Source organism: uncultured Veillonella sp. (assembly GCF_905209685.1).
Classification (GTDB): domain Bacteria; phylum Bacillota; class Negativicutes; order Veillonellales; family Veillonellaceae; genus Veillonella.
The window spans coordinates 1-19834 of sequence record NZ_CAJLUB010000019.1 but is presented as its reverse complement, the minus strand read 5'-3'; the positions used below and the strand labels follow the sequence as shown (position 1 = coordinate 19834).

At 39.8% G+C, this 19834-nt stretch carries 21 protein-coding genes, 3 tRNA genes and 1 pseudogene; all 25 read right to left on the bottom strand.

Going from position 1 to position 19834, the window contains the following annotated elements; genetic code table 11:
- Nucleotides 1-541: pseudogene (locus tag QZ055_RS03090) on the bottom strand (ATP-dependent Clp protease ATP-binding subunit); the annotation flags it as partial.
- A 303-nt stretch (nt 542-844) separates the two neighbouring features.
- Entirely contained in the window at nt 845-2044 is a 1200-nt protein-coding gene (locus QZ055_RS03085; RefSeq protein ID WP_295824565.1) for a type I restriction enzyme HsdR N-terminal domain-containing protein, read from the bottom strand.
- Nucleotides 2045-2188: 144 nt separating this feature from the next.
- Nucleotides 2189-2265: transfer RNA gene (locus tag QZ055_RS03080), tRNA-Arg, on the bottom strand.
- 97 nt (nt 2266-2362) lie between these two features.
- Nucleotides 2363-2436: transfer RNA gene (locus tag QZ055_RS03075), tRNA-Gly, on the bottom strand.
- A gap of 9 nt (nt 2437-2445) precedes the next feature.
- Nucleotides 2446-2522, bottom strand: a tRNA-Pro gene (locus QZ055_RS03070).
- 285 nt (nt 2523-2807) lie between these two features.
- A complete protein-coding gene (locus QZ055_RS03065; RefSeq protein WP_295824563.1) occupies nt 2808-4013 on the bottom strand; it encodes an NADP-dependent malic enzyme in 1206 nt (401 codons plus the stop codon).
- A 268-nt stretch (nt 4014-4281) separates the two neighbouring features.
- Nucleotides 4282-5064, bottom strand: a complete 783-nt coding sequence (gene speD, locus QZ055_RS03060) for an adenosylmethionine decarboxylase (RefSeq protein ID WP_105090243.1) — start codon at nt 5062-5064, stop codon at nt 4282-4284.
- Between the two features lie 87 nt (nt 5065-5151).
- Nucleotides 5152-5649 carry a metallophosphoesterase gene (locus QZ055_RS03055; protein WP_295824561.1) on the bottom strand — a complete coding sequence of 166 codons (498 nt, stop codon included), beginning with the start codon at nt 5647-5649 and terminating at the stop codon, nt 5152-5154.
- Between the two features lie 66 nt (nt 5650-5715).
- Nucleotides 5716-6291: an XTP/dITP diphosphatase gene (locus QZ055_RS03050; RefSeq protein WP_295824559.1), complete on the bottom strand. Its 576-nt coding sequence runs from the start codon at nt 6289-6291 to the stop codon at nt 5716-5718.
- 1 nt (nt 6292) lies between these two features.
- Entirely contained in the window at nt 6293-7048 is a 756-nt protein-coding gene (gene rph / locus QZ055_RS03045) for a ribonuclease PH (RefSeq protein WP_295824557.1), read from the bottom strand.
- Between the two features lie 221 nt (nt 7049-7269).
- The gene (locus tag QZ055_RS03040; RefSeq protein ID WP_295824555.1) at nt 7270-8700 is read right to left on the bottom strand and encodes a histone deacetylase; all 1431 of its coding nucleotides are present in this window, start codon (nt 8698-8700) and stop codon (nt 7270-7272) included.
- The gene (locus tag QZ055_RS03035; RefSeq protein WP_295824552.1) at nt 8690-10411 is read right to left on the bottom strand and encodes a hydantoinase/oxoprolinase family protein; all 1722 of its coding nucleotides are present in this window, start codon (nt 10409-10411) and stop codon (nt 8690-8692) included. The genes QZ055_RS03040 and QZ055_RS03035 overlap by 11 nt, the downstream gene beginning before the upstream one ends.
- Before the next feature lie 71 nt (nt 10412-10482).
- The gene (locus QZ055_RS03030) at nt 10483-11133 is read right to left on the bottom strand and encodes a coenzyme F420-0:L-glutamate ligase (protein ID WP_295206244.1); all 651 of its coding nucleotides are present in this window, start codon (nt 11131-11133) and stop codon (nt 10483-10485) included.
- A gap of 12 nt (nt 11134-11145) precedes the next feature.
- Entirely contained in the window at nt 11146-11685 is a 540-nt protein-coding gene (locus tag QZ055_RS03025) for a hypothetical protein (protein ID WP_295782896.1), read from the bottom strand.
- Nucleotides 11686-11697: 12 nt separating this feature from the next.
- Nucleotides 11698-12501, bottom strand: coding sequence for a glutamate racemase (gene murI, locus QZ055_RS03020; RefSeq protein WP_295824550.1), 804 nt, complete (start codon nt 12499-12501; stop codon nt 11698-11700).
- Entirely contained in the window at nt 12494-12913 is a 420-nt protein-coding gene (locus QZ055_RS03015) for a thioesterase family protein (RefSeq protein WP_295206252.1), read from the bottom strand. The genes murI and QZ055_RS03015 overlap by 8 nt, the downstream gene beginning before the upstream one ends.
- A 118-nt stretch (nt 12914-13031) precedes the next feature.
- Nucleotides 13032-13376, bottom strand: coding sequence for a YkvA family protein (locus QZ055_RS03010; RefSeq protein ID WP_105090236.1), 345 nt, complete (start codon nt 13374-13376; stop codon nt 13032-13034).
- A 19-nt stretch (nt 13377-13395) separates the two neighbouring features.
- Nucleotides 13396-14247, bottom strand: a complete 852-nt coding sequence (locus QZ055_RS03005; protein WP_295824548.1) for a hypothetical protein — start codon at nt 14245-14247, stop codon at nt 13396-13398.
- Between the two features lie 137 nt (nt 14248-14384).
- Nucleotides 14385-15152 carry an SDR family NAD(P)-dependent oxidoreductase gene (locus QZ055_RS03000; RefSeq protein ID WP_295824547.1) on the bottom strand — a complete coding sequence of 256 codons (768 nt, stop codon included), beginning with the start codon at nt 15150-15152 and terminating at the stop codon, nt 14385-14387.
- A gap of 11 nt (nt 15153-15163) precedes the next feature.
- A complete protein-coding gene (locus QZ055_RS02995; RefSeq protein ID WP_295782884.1) occupies nt 15164-15958 on the bottom strand; it encodes a TSUP family transporter in 795 nt (264 codons plus the stop codon).
- Between the two features lie 65 nt (nt 15959-16023).
- Complete coding sequence (locus tag QZ055_RS02990) at nt 16024-16320, bottom strand: YerC/YecD family TrpR-related protein (protein WP_004693609.1); 297 nt, start codon at nt 16318-16320, stop codon at nt 16024-16026.
- Nucleotides 16321-16329: 9 nt separating this feature from the next.
- Nucleotides 16330-16983, bottom strand: coding sequence for a methionine ABC transporter permease (locus QZ055_RS02985; protein ID WP_295782882.1), 654 nt, complete (start codon nt 16981-16983; stop codon nt 16330-16332).
- Nucleotides 16964-18010 (bottom strand): methionine ABC transporter ATP-binding protein, encoded by a 1047-nt coding sequence (locus QZ055_RS02980; RefSeq protein WP_295824546.1) that lies wholly within the window; start codon nt 18008-18010, stop codon nt 16964-16966. Before QZ055_RS02980 ends, QZ055_RS02985 begins: the two co-directional genes overlap by 20 nt.
- Before the next feature lie 55 nt (nt 18011-18065).
- On the bottom strand, nt 18066-18923 hold the full coding sequence (locus tag QZ055_RS02975; RefSeq protein ID WP_295824545.1) for an aminotransferase class IV: 858 nt from the start codon (nt 18921-18923) through the stop codon (nt 18066-18068).
- A gap of 174 nt (nt 18924-19097) precedes the next feature.
- Nucleotides 19098-19834: acyltransferase family protein (locus QZ055_RS02970; RefSeq protein WP_295824544.1), on the bottom strand; the 737-nt coding region annotated here is incomplete at its 5' end.

Below are 19834 nucleotides of genomic sequence, written 5' to 3'. Positions count from 1 at the left end.
GGTTTTGGATATTTTCTTCGAAGGAACCACGATATTGAGTACCAGCTTCCAAACCAGAAATATCGATGGAAATAATTTCTTTATTTTTAATAGCTGCAGGAACATCGCCATTGACGATAGCTTGTGCCAAGCCTTCTACGACAGCTGTTTTACCAACACCAGCATCACCTACGAGTACAGGATTGTTTTTAGTACGACGTGCTAAGATTTCTGCTGTTTCTTGGATTTCTTTATTACGTCCAATAACAGGATCGAGTTTACCATCACGAGCTTGTTGAGTTAAGTTTGTACCTAACTTGGCAAGGATACCATCTTGTTTCATTTTACCTTGTTGTGCAGCTTGAGCAGCTTGCATTTCTTCATTAGAAGGTAAACGACCAGTTTGACGATAGAAAGCAAACTCTTCTGGAGTCACTTCACGACCATTAATTTTATAACGACGGTTTTCTGTGGAATAACCACCCATGTTACCCATCAATTGATTGAACAAATCATTCATGCTACCGAAGTCGCTACCAAAGTTATTGAAGTTGTTGTTCATATAAATTACCTCACTTTTTTACTACAAGTATATCTGTTTGACTTTTTAAGTCTGTTTAATTTCTTGCTTTATTTCTAGGTTTCTTCAACCTTATGACATTATAATAATCTGATTAAGTCAAAAAGTCAATAGGTCAAATTAAAATTTTTTGACTTTTTTTTGACTTTTGTTTTGACTAATTAGATTTATACGACAAGAATATAGATAAATGCTGAGTTTGTGAGAGATAATTAAATTTGAACTTTTGAGTTATTTATATAAAAAACAAAAGACCATTCGATGAATGGTCTTTGATTAACAATATTATTTTGATTTTTTATATTCTGCTCTAAATCCATCACGGAGAACAGCATAACGTAATAAATTTCTTATAAAGGATTGTACATTAGGGTCTTTCCACTCTAGCAAACGAGAATTATTTAGACGACCAAGATATATTTCATCATCATGGACAAGCTCAGGTGCACGGTCCTTAATATATGCAATAACATCAGCTCTTTTAGCTGCTCCACCTTTACCGCTTGTTAAAGAGCCGTTATGTGTAACATCTACTATATTAGTAAGTGGATTATATCGACAGCACCTATCTAAGTTTAATTGAAGGGAATGATGTCTCGATTCTTTATTGGTTATAGATACATTTAATTGAGTAGTACCAGTACGGTTACCCCAATGTGGATCATTCTCTGTATGTGCCGTAGCACATATACTAATACCTAGAACTTGGTCTCTATTTAAATAATCTTTTGCAATAAACATATGAGACCAAGCTTGATAATTACCACCTCCACTATTACCAAAATGTGGCATACTTACACGGCAATCTTCGGATACACCTATTTTTTCCAAAAACTTACTATTTTTAATCTCTTTAAAAATAATTAGATTAATCAAATTAAGAGCAAAGCCTTTTATATATTGAGGCGTATATTCACTAATATCACAGTTTTCAGTAAAGGCGTCTTGAAACTCATCTGACATAAGTTCTTCATATCTAAATGCCTCAAATGGTTCTGGTTCGACAAAAGAAATTTCATTCTTTAAAAGTTCCTCTAATAAAGGAATTTCCTTAACTTCATGATATACCCCATCATTATAATAATATATAATGGCCTCTATACCATTCACCAGCATAATATAATCTGCATTAAGTATTTCTCTATATCCTGAAGCCTGATTAAATACTTCATCACCTAGCACGTTAATATGAGGTGCCTTACATTCTATAATCATTAGTACATCTGTGCACTCATCATCACGGTAGATAACAATATCAGCTCTTCCACGGGCTCCTTTTTTAGTATGCGCCATTGACTCTTCTACAAAAATCCGATTAATAGGTATCCCTAATTCCTGTTGCAAGAATGCAATTGTTTTTTGGCGAACAATCTCCTCTGGTGTTGCAGCTAATAAAAAACAACGTATGGAATCATATAGGCGGCCTTCATCTCGATTAGCATTATCAAGGTCTATCTTATCAAAAATTTTCTCTATATTTTTCATTAAAATTCCCCTTACTACAACGTCAAAACACTTCACTTTTTCTTCATTTTTAACATTATAGCATAAATAATTACTAGCTGTCTTTTAGGAGCATTAACATATAAAAAACGGATAGCTCATTACGAGCTATCCGCTTAATTTCTTTGGTGATCCAGGAGGGATTCGAACCCCCGACCCACGGCTTAGAAGGCCGTTGCTCTATCCAACTGAGCTACTGAACCATGTGGATTACCTATATATGTAATTATCTATTATAGTATAAATTATGTACTATATATCGTCAATATTACGTTTTACCCTAAAAAAGGCAAAAAAAAATGGAGCGGGTGAAGGGAATCGAACCCTCGCGACCAGCTTGGAAGGCTGGGGCTCTACCATTGAGCTACACCCGCAAAAAAAAATGGTCGGAGCAGCAGGATTCGAACCTGCGACCCCCTGGTCCCAAGCCAGGTGCGCTACCAAACTGCGCTATGCCCCGTCATTAATTACTTGCTAATTATAGCAAACCTGGTAGTTGATGTCAACCACTACTCTTGCTGAGTTTTTACTCTGTTGAGTATCGCTCTGCAACGAAAATTATTATATCATTGATACAAATTAGTGACAAGTACTTTTTTACAACTTCATTAATTTTTTAAATTTTATTAGTACATATAAAAAACATGCACCCCTTTCGAGGTGCATGTCATTATAGTTTATATTATCTCACTTAGGTTTTAAACAGCTTTTGAGCCATTAAGCAATCAAATGATTAGCTATAAAATTAACCTTCGTAGCTACCGTCTTCAACTACTTTAGGGTTTTTAGCGATGCCTTGTTTTACAGCAACTTCAGCAACTGCTTTAGCAACAGCTGGAGCTACACGAGGATCGAATACGGATGGCATGATGTTTTCTTCGTTCAATTCGCTATCTGGAATCAAATGAGCCAATGCTTCAGCAGCAGCCAATTTCATTTCATCAGTGATTTTGGATGCGCGAACATCGATAGCACCGCGGAAGATACCAGGGAATACTGCTACGTTGTTGATTTGGTTAGGAGCATCGGAACGACCAGTACCAGCGATACGAACGCCAGCTGCTTTCATATCAGCATATGTTGCTTCAGGGTTAGGGTTAGCCATTGCGAATACGATTGCATCGTCAGCCAAGTTTTCCAAAATTTCTTTTGTGAATACGCCTGCTGCAGATACGCCAAGAAGAATGTCAGCGCCTTTAGCATTTTCAGCCAAGTTGCCATGTTTTTCTTCAAGTTTAAGCAAGTCAATCAATTCAGATTGCAAGGAATCAAGACGTTTGTAGTCTTTGTGCAATACGCCAGAGGATACTAACAATGTAATATCGCGAGCGCCTGCAAGATATAATAAACGAGCGATGTTTGCACCAGCAGCACCAGCACCGTTTACAATGATTTTAGCTGTTGCTAAGTCTTTTTTAACTAGGCGAAGAGCACCTTTTACACCAGCTAAACAAGCGATAGCTGTACCGTGTTGGTCATCATGGAATACAGGAATTTCCAATTCTTCTTTCAAACGGTTTTCGATTTCATAGCATTTAGGAGAAGAAATATCTTCCAAGTTAATACCAGCAAAGTTCTTTTGCAATAATTTTACTGTGTTAATCAAAGTATCAGCATCTTTTGTATCTACAACCAATGGAATGCAGTCTACATCGCCGAATTTTTTGAACAATAAGGATTTACCTTCCATTACAGGCAATGCTGCTGCAGCGCCGATATCGCCAAGACCAAGTACACGAGTACCGTCGGATACAACGGCAACCATGTTGGAACGGCAAGTTAATTCGAAGGATTCTGCTTCATTATCTTTAATACGCAAGCATGGTTCTGCTACACCTGGTGTGTAAGCTACAGATAAATCATGAGCGTCTTTTAATTCATATTTAGTTCCTACAGTAAGGAAACCTTTTAATTCACGTTTTTTTTGTACAGCTAATTCACGTACGTCCATAATAATTCTCCTTTGTGGATAAACTCGGACTCTTTTGAGTCGGTATTTAATACCTTTAACTAATTGTATTATACAAAATGATATATAACAATTCAAGTTTTTTCGATATAGTTTTTCGAACATTTTAGAATTAAATTCTATTAATTTATACTAGTAATAAAAATGATAACTAAACAAAAAGTAGATAAGCCATATAGGGCTTATCTACTTTGGTATTATATACACATTATCTAATAGGACAAAGAGCATACAAAATATACATTTTTATTTATGCTTTTACGGATGGCAAGTTACGGCCATAGAAAATTTCCATCATTTCTTGCTTCAATTGATGTTTAATTTGTTTGATTTCTCGTTCGCTCAATTCAGCTTCAGTAATGCCAAATAGGTAATTATCTAAATCAAACTCTTTTAACATCATTTTTGTATGGAAAATATTTTCTTGGTATACGTTTACATCAATCATGTTGTACATGTTGCGAGTTTTTGCATTGATGTAGTTTTGGATAGAATTGATGCGATGATCGATATAGATTTTCTTACCAGATACGTCACGTGTAAAGCCACGTACATGGTAATCCAATGTAAGGATATCGGAATCAAAGCTTTGAATTAAATAGTTAAGTGCTTTAAGTGGAGAGATTTGACCACATGTGGACACTTCAATATCTGCACGGAATGTACTAATCCCTTTGTGCGGATGGCTTTCAGGATAGGTATGTACAGTAAGGTGAGATTTATCAAGATGCATTACAACATCTTCTTTTTCAATTTCCTCTTCAGAAATCAGAATTGTTACAGATGCACCTTGTGGATCATAGTCTTGTTTCGCCACGTTAAGAATGTTAGCACCAATAATATGGCTAACCTCTGTTAAGATAGCTGTTAAGCGATCTGCATTGTATACTTCATCAATGTACTGAATGTATTGTTTTTTCTCTTCTTCTGTACGAGTATAACAAATATCATAAATATTAAAACTCAATGTCTTTGTGAGATTATTAAAACCATATAATTTCATTTTAGGCTTTGCTTTAACTGGTGTATCCATGATATGTCATAACCCTTTCCATGCATAGACTTACTATTTTTTTGAAAGCTTTTCAAGACGTTACAGCTTGAAGCCTTCACCATATAACTAAACAATATCTTGTTTATACACAAACTCTACATCAAACTGTCCATTATTGTAGGTAACGATGGCAAAGGTACCACCAGAGCGGTCACGAGCCAACGAAATACTGCCAGGATTTACGAATACCGCATCACGAACACGAACCTCACCATGATGATGGCTATGGCCAGATACAATAAGTCGTGCCCCCATATCAGTTCCTAACTCAATCAGTTTTTGTATACGATTATAATATGATACCTCATGACCATGAGTCATGTAAATATAGGTATCCTCTAACGGGATTAACTGCTCTCGTGGCTCAAGAGGTTGTACACGGTCATTATTGCCACGCACTGCATACACAGGAATATCCGTATGCTCCTGCATGTAACGAGCATCATCACCAAAGTCACCAGCGTGAAGCCACATATCGATGTCTTGATCTGCTGTAGCCTCTAAGACGAGGTCAATATCCTCTAGATACCCATGGGTATCACTCAAAATACCAATTCGTTTCATTTTATAAGTTCTCTAATACTATTATATTACATATTTATATGAACTATACCATATAGTTCGAAAATATCAAAGCTTGTTAATTAATTCGCGTAATGCACGGCCACGATGACTAATCTTTTCCTTTTCTTCGATGCTAAGTTCAGCCATTGTTTTCTTAAACTCAGGCACATAGAAATATGGATCATAGCCAAAGCCGTTATCCCCTTTTGGTTCGTCTTGGACTAGGCCATCACAATAGCCTTCCGCTGTCACTTCACGGCCATCAGGATATACAAGAGCCAAAGCACACACATAATGACCTGTGCGGTCACTTTTACCTTGAAGCTCACGAATCAATTTTTCATTATTAGCTTGATCATCACCGTGATGACCTGCATAACGAGCAGAATATACACCTGGTGCCCCATTGAGAGCATCTACAGTGATGCCAGAATCGTCCGCAAGGCATGGACGATTTGTAGCCTTTGCGTAGTAATAGGCTTTCAAAAGAGCATTCTCCATAAATGTTGTACCAGTTTCCTCTGGTTCCTCGATAGAAATGACCTCTTTTACTGGCACACAATCAATAGATAAATGAGAGAACGCCTCGGAAAACTCACGAATTTTTCCTTTATTTCCTGTAGCTAATACGATTTGTTCCATCTTACACCTCCGGAGCTGTAGGATATACCTTACCTACCTTATCTGCTGTCGCACCAAGTACTTCACGTTGTTTAGCCATGAGCTCATCGGTAGCAGCCTCTGCTAAATCAAGTAATGCATTGAGTTCATCACGGTTAAAGGTACCGTGTTCGCCTGTACCTTGTACCTCAACCATATTGCCAGAGCCTATGCGCACCACATTCATATCAACGATAGCAGCACTGTCCTCTTCATAGCAAAGATCTGTAATAGGACCTTCAGGACCAATCCCTACGGAAATAGCGGCACAGAAATCAGTAATTGGGAATTTACCGGCTCCACCAAAGGTGAAGTCCACCGCATCAACAAGGGCCACAAAGGCACCTGTAATAGAGGCTGTACGCGTACCACCATCGGCTTGGATAACGTCGCAGTCGATTGTAATAGAACGTTCACCAAGAGCTTCAAGGTCTACGACAGCGCGCAATGCACGGCCGATAAGACGTTGAATTTCTACGGTACGGCCCGTTTGTTTCCCCTTTGCCGCCTCACGGCTTACACGAGTTTGCGTAGAACGTGGCAACAAAGAATATTCGGCTGTTACCCATCCTTGGCCAGAACCTTTTAGCCAGCGCGGCACAGAATCCTCCACAGTAGCCGTGCAGATAACCTTAGTCTTACCGCACTCAATGAGTACAGAACCTTCTGCATACTCTGTAAAATTCCGTGTTATTTTAATAGGTCGCAATTGACCTGCTGTTCTATTATCACTGCGCATAGGAACCTCACCATTCTAAAACTAAACATTAGAACGCCCCTTACACAAAGGGGCGTTATTTCTTCTTATTATATCACATGTTAACTATTTTTTATTACCATGAATCGGATTGTAATGTCCGTTGTGAACATAATACGGTGCATTTCTATAAAAAATCCTTACCATATTATAAGAATCTCTACCATATTATAAGAATCTCTACCATGTTATAAGAATCACGATCATAGTTCATATTGGCCTGCACCAAGTGGATCGACCACAACATAGCGGCTAGCTCCACCTTCTGCTTTAGCCTTTTCAGCCTCTGCAATCGCATCTTGACGAGTACCTTCGTTCGCTTGCCAAGGGATAAACATAGCATATACGCTTTGTGGTCCATAAGGTCCGTATTGGCCTCGTGAAAGTACGCTATGCCAGCCCACCTTATCTTCATACATGCGCACCTTTTCAAGTCGTTCCTCTTGTACGCCCGTTTCATCATAGTACACATTGTAGCGGTTCGACCATATATCACCTACACCGGTACGTTCCTCTTCGGCCATCTTATGACGATTCGCCCATTGGACCTTCCATTTAGCGATGAGGTCATCTATATAAGCTGTTACGTTTTGGCTTTGCTTATATTTAACAGGGTCAAAGGCAGGTTCTACGACCTTACTGTAATCAAGGCCTGCCATGGATAAAATAATACCTGTATTTACATAAGGTAACGCCTCTTGTACGGAGTAACCACCTTCTAAGACAGCTATATCGGCTTGTAGTAAATCAACAAGCTCAGCATAGCCCTTTGCCGTAACCTGCATATTTGCCAAAGGATCACTAAAGTGATTATCTTGTCCTGCAGAGTTAATAACAATATCTGGATTAAACTCTTCTAAGATAGGTAATACGAGTTCACGCATGACCTTCATCAAGCCTTCGTCACCTGTTCCTGGCGGTAATGGGATATCTATATTGCCACCGATGGCTTGTGGTCCACCAAATTCATCCATAAAGCCTGTTCCAGGATATAGGGTCCGTCCATCTTGGTGGAAACTAATATATAGCGTATCTGGATCATGATAGAACACATCTTGAGAGCCATCGCCATGATGTACATCTGTATCTACCACAGCAACGCGTTTAATACCATAGGTTTGGCGCATATGCTGAATCATGACGGCTTCAATATTTATGGTACAAAATCCACGAATACCATGCACCATGGCCATTGCATGATGCCCTGGAGGTCTAACGAGGGCAAAGGCACGATCTACTTCACCTCGCATAACCGCATCAGCAGCCGCAATAGCACCGCCCGCAGATACGCGATGTGCTTCCGTTACCCAAGATTCTAAATCAGGGGCGCCCACATGGACACGCTCTATGGTATCCCAATCAGCAACGATAGGATTATATTCTTTAATATTAGGTATATCTAATAAGCCTTCCTCTACGATTTGATCCCGAGTGTACAGTAATCTCTCTTGTCGTTCTGGATGGGTTTCAGAAATCTTCCAGTCAAAGGCAGGAAAAAATACTAAACCTAGACTATGTTTTGACGCATTTCTATCAGTATGTAGCGTATCACCTACATTTGTATGAATGCCTTCATTTGTACCCTTGTGTCCAAGTCCATGACGCTCGCGATAGGATAGTCCTTTATTCCACATACTGTTTCACCCCCGCTGCTAGTTGTACTTTCACGGTGATTAACCGTTCCATCGATTGCCAGCCCTCTACTACAGGGAAGTCTTCGATACTAATCACCTCTATATCTTGGTCCTTACCAAGGCCTAACCGCAATGCTTCTTCACTAAGGGCCTCTTTAGCACGTTCCACAACTTGTTCTACCCGCTGCAAGGTACAGGTTTGTTGCTTAATCCCTAATTCAGGAATGACTAGTAACCGCCGTTTTGTATCGACGTGAACCGTAAGTTCAATAGTCGATAACGCTAAGGCCGCACCGATAGCATTAGCCACCGCCGCATTCTCTGGAATTGTAACAGTCACATTCAAATACTCGCCGATACTTGGTCCTAAGCTAGGCGCCGTACCGCCTACTACAACGATTTGAGCAGGTACAAATACATCGGGATTCACAATATCCGCCACTACATAAATAGGTCGTTTATTCTCTGCCGTTACCACCTCATCTATACCATGCTGAATTGTTTCTAATGCCTTATTGACTATTAAGCGTGCCACATCAGAAGCCGTAATAGAATCACCTAATTGCTGTTGAACTTTAGTCGAGTCAGATGTTAAGCTGTCATGTAATGACGCAGGTAATCTATTGGCTAATGCCTCCATAGATTGGATGGCTAGCTTCATATCACCATAGTTTGCATGGCCCAGTACAATGAGTGCATCCCCTAATGTAGGTTCCGCGCCACCTAAGGCCGCCGATGGGCCCACCCGTTCTGGTCCGACTGTAACGTCACCATCTACTATGCGAACCACAGATTCACCACCAATACCGACGGAGGTAACTGCAAAGGATCGAACTGCACTAGGGTACTCACGGATGGATACACCATTTTTCGTCATTAATGGTTTGCCGTGTTTCCACAGAGAAATATCCGTTGTAGTGCCCCCAATATCTAAAGCAACTGTATGCTCTTCACCAATTGCACCAAGGGCAGATAAGCCAAGCACAGTAGCTGCAGGTCCCGTAAAAGCAGTCTCTACAGGTCGACTCACCATATGCTCCATAGGCAAGGAACCGCCATCAGCTTTCAAAATATGGAGTGGAGCCTTAATATTACGAATGCTAAGGGCCTCTTCAACATTACATTTAAAAATAGTAAATACAGGTGTAACAGCACTATTAAAATAGGCGCTAATGGTACGGCGAGGGAAATTCAAAGAGCCACTTAATAAGCTGCCATTAGAAATGGTATTATACTTATCTTTCAGTTCTTCTGTTATCGATAGTTCCTCTTGAGGATTTCGTACCCCAAATTTAGCAGATACAGCGGCTAAATCAGTGCCACTACGGGATTGAACCATTTTAGCAATATCTCGCACTGCATTTAGAGGTGTGCTTTCTACCACAATCCCTCTATGATCTGTATAGCCTTGAAGATATATAGGACTCACAGGGAATATATCGTCTACGTTACGACCAGGCCCAGTTACTACATAGAGATCTACTACTTGTTCCTTCTGTTCTACAATGGTATTTGTTACCACTGTAGTGGATAGAGTAACTTGTTCAATATTTGATGTATTACAGCCTGTCAAAACTGCATCTAATGCCTCACCTATTCCTTGCATTAGATTATCCTTCGTAGTCCGTCTTTTAGCAGATGCTACTACACGATGACCGTCGATGATGACCGCATCTGTGAAAGTACCACCTACATCTAAACCTAGTAACATATAACCTCCTTTAACTTTCACAATATATAAAAAGGCTGTACCCATCTCTATGTGATGAGTACAGCCTTCTGTTATTTACCAGATACAGATGCGTAATTTTTAATGATAACAATCGGAGTCATTTGGCTATCATTACCAAATGGATTATCGATCAATAATTGTGCAATTTTGTTACCGTCAATGCCACGGCTTGTACCTAATACAGCGGAACGTTTCAAATCATTAACGTCAGCTACAACAGCGCCATAACAGCCTGTGCGAGATACGATTTTCTCAGCTACTTTATCTGGATCCTTTGGACCAAATACAATGTGCTTATCAAATGGAGGCATTGTGCCGGTTACGTCATCAGTTAAGGATGCTGCACGAGCAATTGCATAGAATACACCTGGTTTGCGGAAAATTTTAGCAATAGCACCTAAAATAAAGGCACCTAATACTTTCCATTTACCATCCAAGTTCATAGCGGATTGCATGCCGTAAATGGATGCCATAGAACCATCTGGATGGATAAAACGATTGATCAAACGAGCTTGCCAGCATACATCTAGCTCTTCAGGACGTGTAAAACGACCTTGTGTAATAGCTACTACAGATTCAGCTACACAAACGATATCTTCAGGTCCAATGTTATGACCGCCAAATTCAACGATAGCATCCACGATGTCATCATTATCTGTAAGAATACGTGTTGGCACACATACTAACTCTAATTCTGCCATTGTTATGCCTCCTTATTGAACCAATGCTGCTTGAACTTCTTCAGCAGTCAAACGAATACGTTGTTTATCGATATGATAATCTGTACGGCCTACGATTTGGTAGTAAATATCGATGTCCATATAAGGGAAGCCCTTAATATCTTCACGAATATTGCCATTTTTACCTGTCAATGTAACGAATACACGAATAGTACCGCCTTTGCGAGGTTTGATGATAACTGCTTCAAAATAGCCATCATGACGAGGACGATTAATGTCCATAGCCCATGCATCTACTTTTACCGCATCAAAATGTTCCTCTGGCAACAATGGACGTGGGAACAAATCCATAATTGTACCAAGTTGACGGCCTTTGTTCACAAATGGAATGTCACAGAACAAGGTAATGGATTCAAAATTACGATCAGATACTTGGAAGTTTGTCGCACGTTTTGGCAACAAGATAACCTTTTCATTACCTTGTTTCAATACGAACAAACGGAATAATAAATACAAAGCGGCAATAGCTACAATAATACCTATTACTACACTTAGGATGTTATAAAACCACATAGGGCATCTCCTTTACAATGTAATATGTTCAATAGTACGACAATTTGTATCGAGGAAGGAAGCACTCAATGTATCACCAAGCTCTACATCCTTTGTAAAATACAATGTCACAGTGCCTGCAGATTTTTGAGGATTAATCAAATCCTTACTCTCTAATCTACGACGAACTAACTCACTTGTTTCAAAAGCAGGGTCGATAAATTGAATGCGCCCTGACGTTAGCTCCTCTAGCAAAGGTTGTACAAATGGGAAATGTGTACAGCCCAACACTACGACCTCAATTTCTCGAGACAATAAAGGCTCTAAATAATCAGTACATACATCACGTACAAAGAAGTCATCTAAATGACCTTGCTCGATGAGGCCTGCTAGTTCAGGACAAGGTTGTTCCCAAACAAACACTTCATGATCAACTTCAAGTGCTACATGTTTATGAATATGACTATTCACAGTCGCTACCGTCGCCATGATACCAATCGTCTTGCTTTTGCTTTGACTAATCGCTGTTTTCACACCTTGTGACACACCAATAACTGGTACAGATACGCGTTCGCGCACCGCATCAAGGGCTACAACAGTAAACGTATTGCAAGCAATGACCATCAATTTAACAGGCTGTTTTTCAAGAGCCTCTGCAATACGACAAGCTAAATATGTAATTTCATCATCACTGCGATTCCCTACAGGATTATTCGCATTGTCGCCAATATAGATGAAGTCTTCGTTAGGAAATTGTTCTTGTAAGACCTTTAAAACAGATAGCCCGCCTACACCGGAGTCAAATACACCGATAGGCAATTGTTGTACATTACTCATTAGGCATCTCCTCAACAGCTGCTAACATAGGCTGATAAAAAGTGTCGTCTAATCGCACAATTTTACCTGTTGATTTTGACATAAATGCATTCTTAGTCTCCCCCGTAGCTAGGAGAGCACCATCACTGGCACGGCGCATACGATATCGAAATACCATTTGAGCACGCGTCATCTTAACCAAATAGGTTTCGATATGTAGCTCATCATCGAAATTTGCTGGTTCTTTATAATTGCAGGATACATTCATAATAGGAAATACAATATCCTCATTCATCATATCCCACAGGGTTACACCGATTTTACGAAGGAATTCAATGCGCGCCAGTTCAAACCATCTAAAATGGTTACTATGGTGCGCAATACCCATCATATCGGTTTCGTAAAAGCGTACATTTACTGAAGCAATATGCATAAATTTTTCCTTCTCTTTTTATAGAATACAATTTTCATTGTATATCTATTACTTTAGTGTGTCAAATAAATAAAGGCAGTTCAACCGCAACGGATCAAACTGCCTTTATGGTTAAAAGCTAGTTACTGCCACCAAATGGGAAGTATTTTTTTGCCTCTTCTTGATGACTAGTTTTGATGTAACGATTGGCAACCTTGAAGGCAAGGCCAAGTACTGCTACATCATCTACCCAACCTAATACAGGAATTGTATCCGGTACAATATCAATAGGTAACACGAGATACCCTAAGGCACCAGCAATGACTGCTTTTACATATTTTGGAGTGTCCTTGTCACGCATGCAGAGGAACAAGGTCACTGCTCGTTGTACAAAGGCAAGCTTTTTACCATATCGCCCTAAAAAAGCGACGAATTTAGATTCGTTAAAATACTTACCATATGTAATAATCTTTAATGGATTCATCGTAATAATCCTTTAGCGCCTATTTGCGCAAACCACCAATTTTATCTTTTGCTGTGTTAACAGTGTTTGCAGCAACATCTTTGGCTGTTTCTACAGCATCATTAGCTTTAGTTTTTGCAGTTTCTACTGCAGCTTGTGCAGAAGCTTTAGCCACTTCTACGCCACCTTTAGCCAATTCTTTGGCTACATCAATATTTTCTTTAGCAGCGTCGATTTTTTCTTTCGCTGCATCAGATACTTTTGCTACAACTTCCGCTGCATTGTCATGGAGTTGATATTTAGTTTCTGTATTCCATTTATCGATAGCAGGTGTTACTTTTTCTTCGTAAACTTGTTTCAATGTCTCTTTAGCAAGACCTGTTTCATTAGCAATACCAGCCCAAACGTCACGTTGACCTTGTGTGAAAGGAATGCTAGCGCTTGCATCACGAATGATGTCACCAGCAATAGCTTTACCGCTTTCAAGGAATTCTGCAACCATTGGTTTATAACGTTCGATATCAGAAGGCATACCATCTTGGATCCAGATATGTGCAATTTTACCAATTGCATATGTCAAACCGATAGCAACCGGTACACGAACTGCTTTAAGAGGGATCAAAAGGGATACAGCAGCTGTACCTACAGCTGTGCTAAGACCACCAACTAGACCCACTACGGCACCAGATTGCAATTCTACATCGTAAAGATGGGCAATGCGAGTTACCATATACGTTGCATTGGCGCACAAAGCAACACTGCTGAATTTAGGGGACAATGCTAAAGCCGCCGCACGACCTGCACCCCAGAAAATAAATTGTTCAACTTGATAGTCACGATCTTGAGAACCATCCATAAGTGGCTCAAGTGTTACGCCATTATATTCTGCCATAAGTATTCTCCTTTGTTGTGAACCAACTATAGGTCATATTATTAGTATTATTATACCATTCTATTGGTATAAGGGGAATGAATTTTTACAATTCTCCTAAAATTTAAAAAGCAAAATATTATCCAAGATTTTCAATATTACCAACTAGTGAGACCACCATCGATAGTCCACGCAGCACCCGTTACAAAGGACGCTTTACTACTCAATAAAAATACAATTACCTCTCCGATTTCATGAGGTTGACCAATACGACCTAATGGGTAATGTTGCCCCATTTCAGCCTTAGCAGCCTCTGCATCTTGTTGAGCATTGGCAATTTGCTTATCTACTAAGGATGTATCTACATCACCTGGACATACACAGTTAACACGCACATTATGCGGTGCCATTTCTAGGGATAGAGATTTTGTAAAGCTCACCACCGCCCCTTTTGAAGCGCCGTATACAGAACAAGCTACATTACCTTGCAAGCCTGCATCACTGGCTACCGTTACGATACTGCCCTTTGTAGAGCGCAAATAGGGTAGTGCAGCTTGGCACAAGAAGACCGTTCCCTTCACATTGGTGCCAAACATTTCATCAAAAGCAGCCTCTGTTACATCAGATAGTAATTCTTCTTCATAGTAGCCTGCGGCTGTTACGAGAGCAGATACACCGCCAAATAGTTTGACTGTTTCTTTTACAATACGCTGACAATCTTCAATTTTAGATACATCACCTTGGATGTACTGCACCCTTGAAGAATAGCGGCGCAATTTCATCTTAGCCTTTTGTCCTGATTTTTCATCACGACCATTGATAACAACACACCAGCCTTCTTTAAGAAGCAATTTTGCCGTAGCAAATCCGATTCCCGATGTGCCACCACTAATCAATGCCACTTGTACATCACTTTTATGAGGCATACCTTGCCCTCCTACAATGTTGAAACATAGTCATAGACCAATTTCAACAACATCACTGTCGTTACCGACAAGAACACAACACGTACTAATGAGGAACCCTTAGCAATAGCTAAATGAGATCCTAAATAAGCGCCTATAATTTGACCTGCCCCTGTAGCAAGGCCGTATTTAATATTAACGTGCCCTAAGTATAAGAACACAAGTAAGGATGCTAAATTACTAGTAAAATTCAATATTTTTGCATTCGCAGAAGCATGTAAGAAATCAAAACCAGTAAAGATAAAGCCCATAATCAAAAACGTACCTGTACCAGGTCCAATAAAGCCATCATAAATACCAATACCAAGAGCAAAAGCCATACATATATATAATGCTTTGCCCGCCACCTGAGACGTACGATTCACCTCGCCCCAGTCCTTTTTAAATACCACAAATAGTGTGACACCAACAAGAAGGACAATAATGATAGGTTTTACATATAACGGTGGCAACGATACGACGGCTAAGGTACCAAGCATGGATCCTATAAATGTAAAGGGTAGTAATTTGCGGACCAAGGAGAAATCAACCATATGATTTCTTAAGAATGTAATTGACGCACTACCAGCACCAAAGATACTAGATAATTTATTACTACCTAATGCCATACTGGGTGGAAGATTCGTCAATAGCATAGCAGGAACAGAAATTAGGCCCCCACCGCCCACAATGGAGTCTACAAAGCCTGCAAAGGCACCTGCTACAGCGAGCAAAACGAGAATTAGGATATCAAAGGGTAACCCCGTTACCTCAATAAGCCACTCCATATAAACCTCCTACAGATAGCACATCAACGGTCGCCAAAAGGCCACCGTTGTCATGCATGTTTATGTTATTTTGCACCTAGACGATCAAGGGCTAATGTATAGCCATCAGCACCATAGACTAAGCATCGTTTCACACGACTAATGGTAGCCGTGCTTGCGCCTGTTTCTTCTACGATTTTTTCATAGCTATCACCTGCGCGTAACATTTTAGCTACTTGTAAGCGTTGAGATAGAGCTTTCAATTCATTAATCGTACAGATATCTTCGAAGAATGCATAGCATTCCTCTGTATTTTCAAGCGTTAAAATAGCGGTGAATAACTCATCGTTTTGCTGACTTCTCAATTTTTCATTGATGCTCATAGGGTCCTCCTACTTCTTATTCATCGCTTTAGACCAAGCATCACCAATCATTTGTACTAATTGTACCAAAATGATCAAGATGATGATGGTAGCAATCATGATATCAGCTTGGAAACGTTGGTAACCATATCGGATAGCAATATCACCAAGGCCACCGCCGCCGATAGCACCAGCCATTGCAGAGTAACCGATAAGGTTAACGATAAGAACCGTTACATTGTCGATAATGGTAGGCAATGCTTCAGGTAATAAAACCTTCCAAATAATTTGGAGTGGGCTTGCACCCATAGATTGAGCCGCCTCAATAACACCAAAGTTAATATCTTTAATAGATGTTTCTACAAGGCGCGCCAAGAATGGAATCGCCGCAATTGTTAACGGTACACAAGCAGCTGTTGTACCAATAGATGTACCTACTACCATACGCGTAAATGGAATGATAGCTACCATCAAGATGATGAATGGTACGGAACGCGTTGCATTGACGATGGCACCTAATACTTTATTAAGCGCTACATTTTCTAAAATATGGCCCTTAGATGTGACTACCAAAACAACCCCGAGAGGAATACCAAGCAACATAGCCATAATCGTAGAGATAATGGTCATTTGCAATGTATCAAGGGTACCAGTTATGAGAAGGTTAATTATTTGCTCTGACATAACCGATCACCTCGCTTTCAATTGGTAATGTTTTGATGTAGTCTAAGCCCTCTTGTGCATTTTCAGGATCACCATTCAAGATAACAATGAGGCGACCAACGCATGTATTTTGGATGTAATCAATACCACCGAAAAGGATGCTTACATCGAGGTTAAAGCGGCGTACAAGGCCTGCTACTACAGGTTCATCCGTAGCTTGGCCTGTAAATTTAAGGCGCACTAATGGAGCTGTACCACCAACCCATTGGTCGTGCAATTCCAAGTGCTCCAAAGCTTCTGGTGGCAAGTTTTCACTGACTACAGAACTAATAAATTCTTTTGTAGTATTTTCTCGTGGATGTGTAAATACTTCAACAGTGGAGCCTTCTTCGAGAATGACACCGCCTTCAATAACCGCTACGCGATCACAGATTTCACGGATAACATGCATCTCATGTGTGATGAGTACAATAGTAAGGCCCATTTTTTCATTGATGTCTTTCAACAATTTCAAAATGGATTCTGTTGTTTGTGGGTCAAGGGCAGATGTAGCTTCGTCACAAAGAAGAACCTTTGGATTAGAAGCTAAGGCACGAGCAATACCAACACGTTGTTTTTGACCACCAGACAATTGAGATGGATAGTTGTTCATACGGTCGGTAAGGCCTACGATATCAAGAATTGGCATAATGCGTTCCTTGATTTCAGATTTGCTCATCCCTTGTAGTTCCAATGGGAATGCCACATTGTCATATACAGTACGAGAGGACAATAGGTTAAAATGTTGGAAAATCATGCCGATATCTTTGCGCGCTTTACGCAAATCGGATTTACTAAGTGTTGTTAAATCTGTACCATTAACGATAACAGAGCCAGATGTAGGAGCTTCGAGCATATTGATGCATCGAATCAATGTGGATTTACCGGCCCCAGATTGACCGATAATGCCAAAGATTTCACCTTCTTTAACGTCAAGGCTAATATCTTTTAATGCTTCCACACGACTAGCGCCTTCATAGACTTTACTAATGTGTTGTAATTGAATCAAAATAATGTCCTTTCTTAAGGTAAAAGTTTACCATTCTATGAAAGTAGATAACCTATTAAGGCAAACCTTCTTCCATCAATTTTTCTAATGCTTCGCGTAGACGAAGTGTAATAGCACCTGGTTTACCACCAGATACTGGATTTCTGTCTAGCTTAGTAATTGGGATGACACCACCAATTGTATCGGTAAAGAATAATTCATCCGCATCATCTACAAAGGCGCGGTCGAATTCTTTTTCAATAACGGTGATACCTAGAGACGGTGCTACGCGAGTCAAAATCATTTGGCGCGTAATACCTTTTAAGATATGATTATCTGCTGGGTGCGTATACAAGATACCATCTTTTACAGCAAATACATTAGATGTAGCACCTTCTGTACAGATGCCATCGCGGAATAACATAGCTGTATAAGCAAATTTCTTTTCTGCTTTAGTTTGAGCCAAAATATTTGGAATCAAGTTAGTAGTCTTAACATCTACATGGTCCCAACGTTCATCAGGCAATGCGATTGCTTTTACACCTTCACCCAATTTATTAACTGCATCCATATCCAAATTACGGATAGACATGAGCATTTGTGGTTCTAGTTTAGAACGATCATATGCATGATGACGTGGCGCTACACCACGAGAGATTTGCAAATAAATATAGCCCTCTTTGATTTCACTTTGCTCGATTAAAATTTCGTGCAATTCTGTTAAATCATCTGGGGTCATTTTTACGGGAATATCCATTTCACGCATAGAGCGATACAAGCGATCTTGATGGTAAGACAATGCGAAGCAACGGCCTTTTACAACACGTACCACTTCGTATACAGAGTCACCAAACAAATAGCCACGGTCATCAATACTGATAACTTTGGCACCTGGTTCAACAAACTCGCCATTAAAATATGTTAATTCTTGCATAGGAGCACCTCTTTTTCTATATCGTTACTCTATCAAGTAGTAATCATCATGGACTTATTATATCACAATTACTTTCAAATTTTCACACTTTACTTTGTGAAAGATATAACTTAGATATACAAAAATCCGCTAGGATGCCATAGCTAAAAACTATATCCTAGCGGATGTATATTATTAATGTCCCAATATAAATTTACGTAATGGTTTAGGTACATGGTTTAATGTCACGGCAGTCAAATAGGACAGGCCTAGCGCCATCACATACATAGCCAGCACGTTGACCACGGTATATAAAAGATTGTATTTAGCCATCACGCCAGAGATGATTAACAACCAGAATGGATGTGCTAAATAAATGCCGTAGGACTTATCCCCTATTTCTGACCAAGTGGACTCCATAGTCGCATTCATTGGTAAGGTTTGGAACAAGAACAAACTAAAGAGCGTTCCCAATCCCGTATAGAGGACACCCATTGGACTCATTTGATGAACCGTATAAATGGCTTCTAGTACTGTATAATGCCATACGTCCATGACATAGTAATAGGATCCGAGCATTAACAATATAGAACCTACTGCACTAACACCTAACAAGTAGCGATAGCGCCACATGTATTCGCATACCGTTTCATATCGTTCAGCACATACAGCCCCTAGCAAGAATATCCACACATAATGGATAACCCAATAGTTGAGTCTCATATCAAAGAGATATTTCAAGACAGGATTATTGCTAAGGTGTTCTGTTACCCAACGGCCCAACATGTAAGATGAAACATAATCGATACCAACTTGGATAACAAATAGTAAGACCATCCAAAATACTGGGCGTTTTAAAATGACTTTCACCATGGCCCGCCATAGTGGCATCATCACGTAGAACCATAGAAGGATAACCATAAAGTACAGAT

What these genes read in the sequence shown, in the direction of transcription:
- QZ055_RS02995 (WP_295782884.1), bottom strand. Translation starts at nt 15,958, where the DNA reads ATGGAGTGGCTTATTGAGGTAACGGGGTTACCCTTTGATATCCTAATT.
- QZ055_RS03065 (WP_295824563.1), bottom strand. Translation starts at nt 4,013, where the DNA reads ATGGACGTACGTGAATTAGCTGTACAAAAAAAACGTGAATTAAAAGGT.
- QZ055_RS03030 (WP_295206244.1), bottom strand. Translation starts at nt 11,133, where the DNA reads ATGGCAGAATTAGAGTTAGTATGTGTGCCAACACGTATTCTTACAGAT.
- QZ055_RS03035 (WP_295824552.1), bottom strand. Translation starts at nt 10,411, where the DNA reads ATGTTACTAGGTTTAGATGTAGGTGGTACTTTCACAGATGCGGTCATC.
- QZ055_RS03000 (WP_295824547.1), bottom strand. Translation starts at nt 15,152, where the DNA reads ATGCCTCATAAAAGTGATGTACAAGTGGCATTGATTAGTGGTGGCACA.
- QZ055_RS03050 (WP_295824559.1), bottom strand. Translation starts at nt 6,291, where the DNA reads ATGGAACAAATCGTATTAGCTACAGGAAATAAAGGAAAAATTCGTGAG.
- QZ055_RS03025 (WP_295782896.1), bottom strand. Translation starts at nt 11,685, where the DNA reads ATGTGGTTTTATAACATCCTAAGTGTAGTAATAGGTATTATTGTAGCT.
- QZ055_RS02985 (WP_295782882.1), bottom strand. Translation starts at nt 16,983, where the DNA reads ATGTCAGAGCAAATAATTAACCTTCTCATAACTGGTACCCTTGATACA.
- QZ055_RS02975 (WP_295824545.1), bottom strand. Translation starts at nt 18,923, where the DNA reads ATGCAAGAATTAACATATTTTAATGGCGAGTTTGTTGAACCAGGTGCC.
- QZ055_RS03015 (WP_295206252.1), bottom strand. Translation starts at nt 12,913, where the DNA reads ATGCATATTGCTTCAGTAAATGTACGCTTTTACGAAACCGATATGATG.
- QZ055_RS03040 (WP_295824555.1), bottom strand. Translation starts at nt 8,700, where the DNA reads ATGTGGAATAAAGGACTATCCTATCGCGAGCGTCATGGACTTGGACAC.
- murI (WP_295824550.1), bottom strand. Translation starts at nt 12,501, where the DNA reads ATGAGTAATGTACAACAATTGCCTATCGGTGTATTTGACTCCGGTGTA.
- speD (WP_105090243.1), bottom strand. Translation starts at nt 5,064, where the DNA reads ATGGATACACCAGTTAAAGCAAAGCCTAAAATGAAATTATATGGTTTT.
- rph (WP_295824557.1), bottom strand. Translation starts at nt 7,048, where the DNA reads ATGCGCAGTGATAATAGAACAGCAGGTCAATTGCGACCTATTAAAATA.
- QZ055_RS02990 (WP_004693609.1), bottom strand. Translation starts at nt 16,320, where the DNA reads ATGAGCATCAATGAAAAATTGAGAAGTCAGCAAAACGATGAGTTATTC.
- QZ055_RS03085 (WP_295824565.1), bottom strand. Translation starts at nt 2,044, where the DNA reads ATGAAAAATATAGAGAAAATTTTTGATAAGATAGACCTTGATAATGCT.
- QZ055_RS03005 (WP_295824548.1), bottom strand. Translation starts at nt 14,247, where the DNA reads ATGGCAGAATATAATGGCGTAACACTTGAGCCACTTATGGATGGTTCT.
- QZ055_RS03055 (WP_295824561.1), bottom strand. Translation starts at nt 5,649, where the DNA reads ATGAAACGAATTGGTATTTTGAGTGATACCCATGGGTATCTAGAGGAT.
- QZ055_RS03010 (WP_105090236.1), bottom strand. Translation starts at nt 13,376, where the DNA reads ATGAATCCATTAAAGATTATTACATATGGTAAGTATTTTAACGAATCT.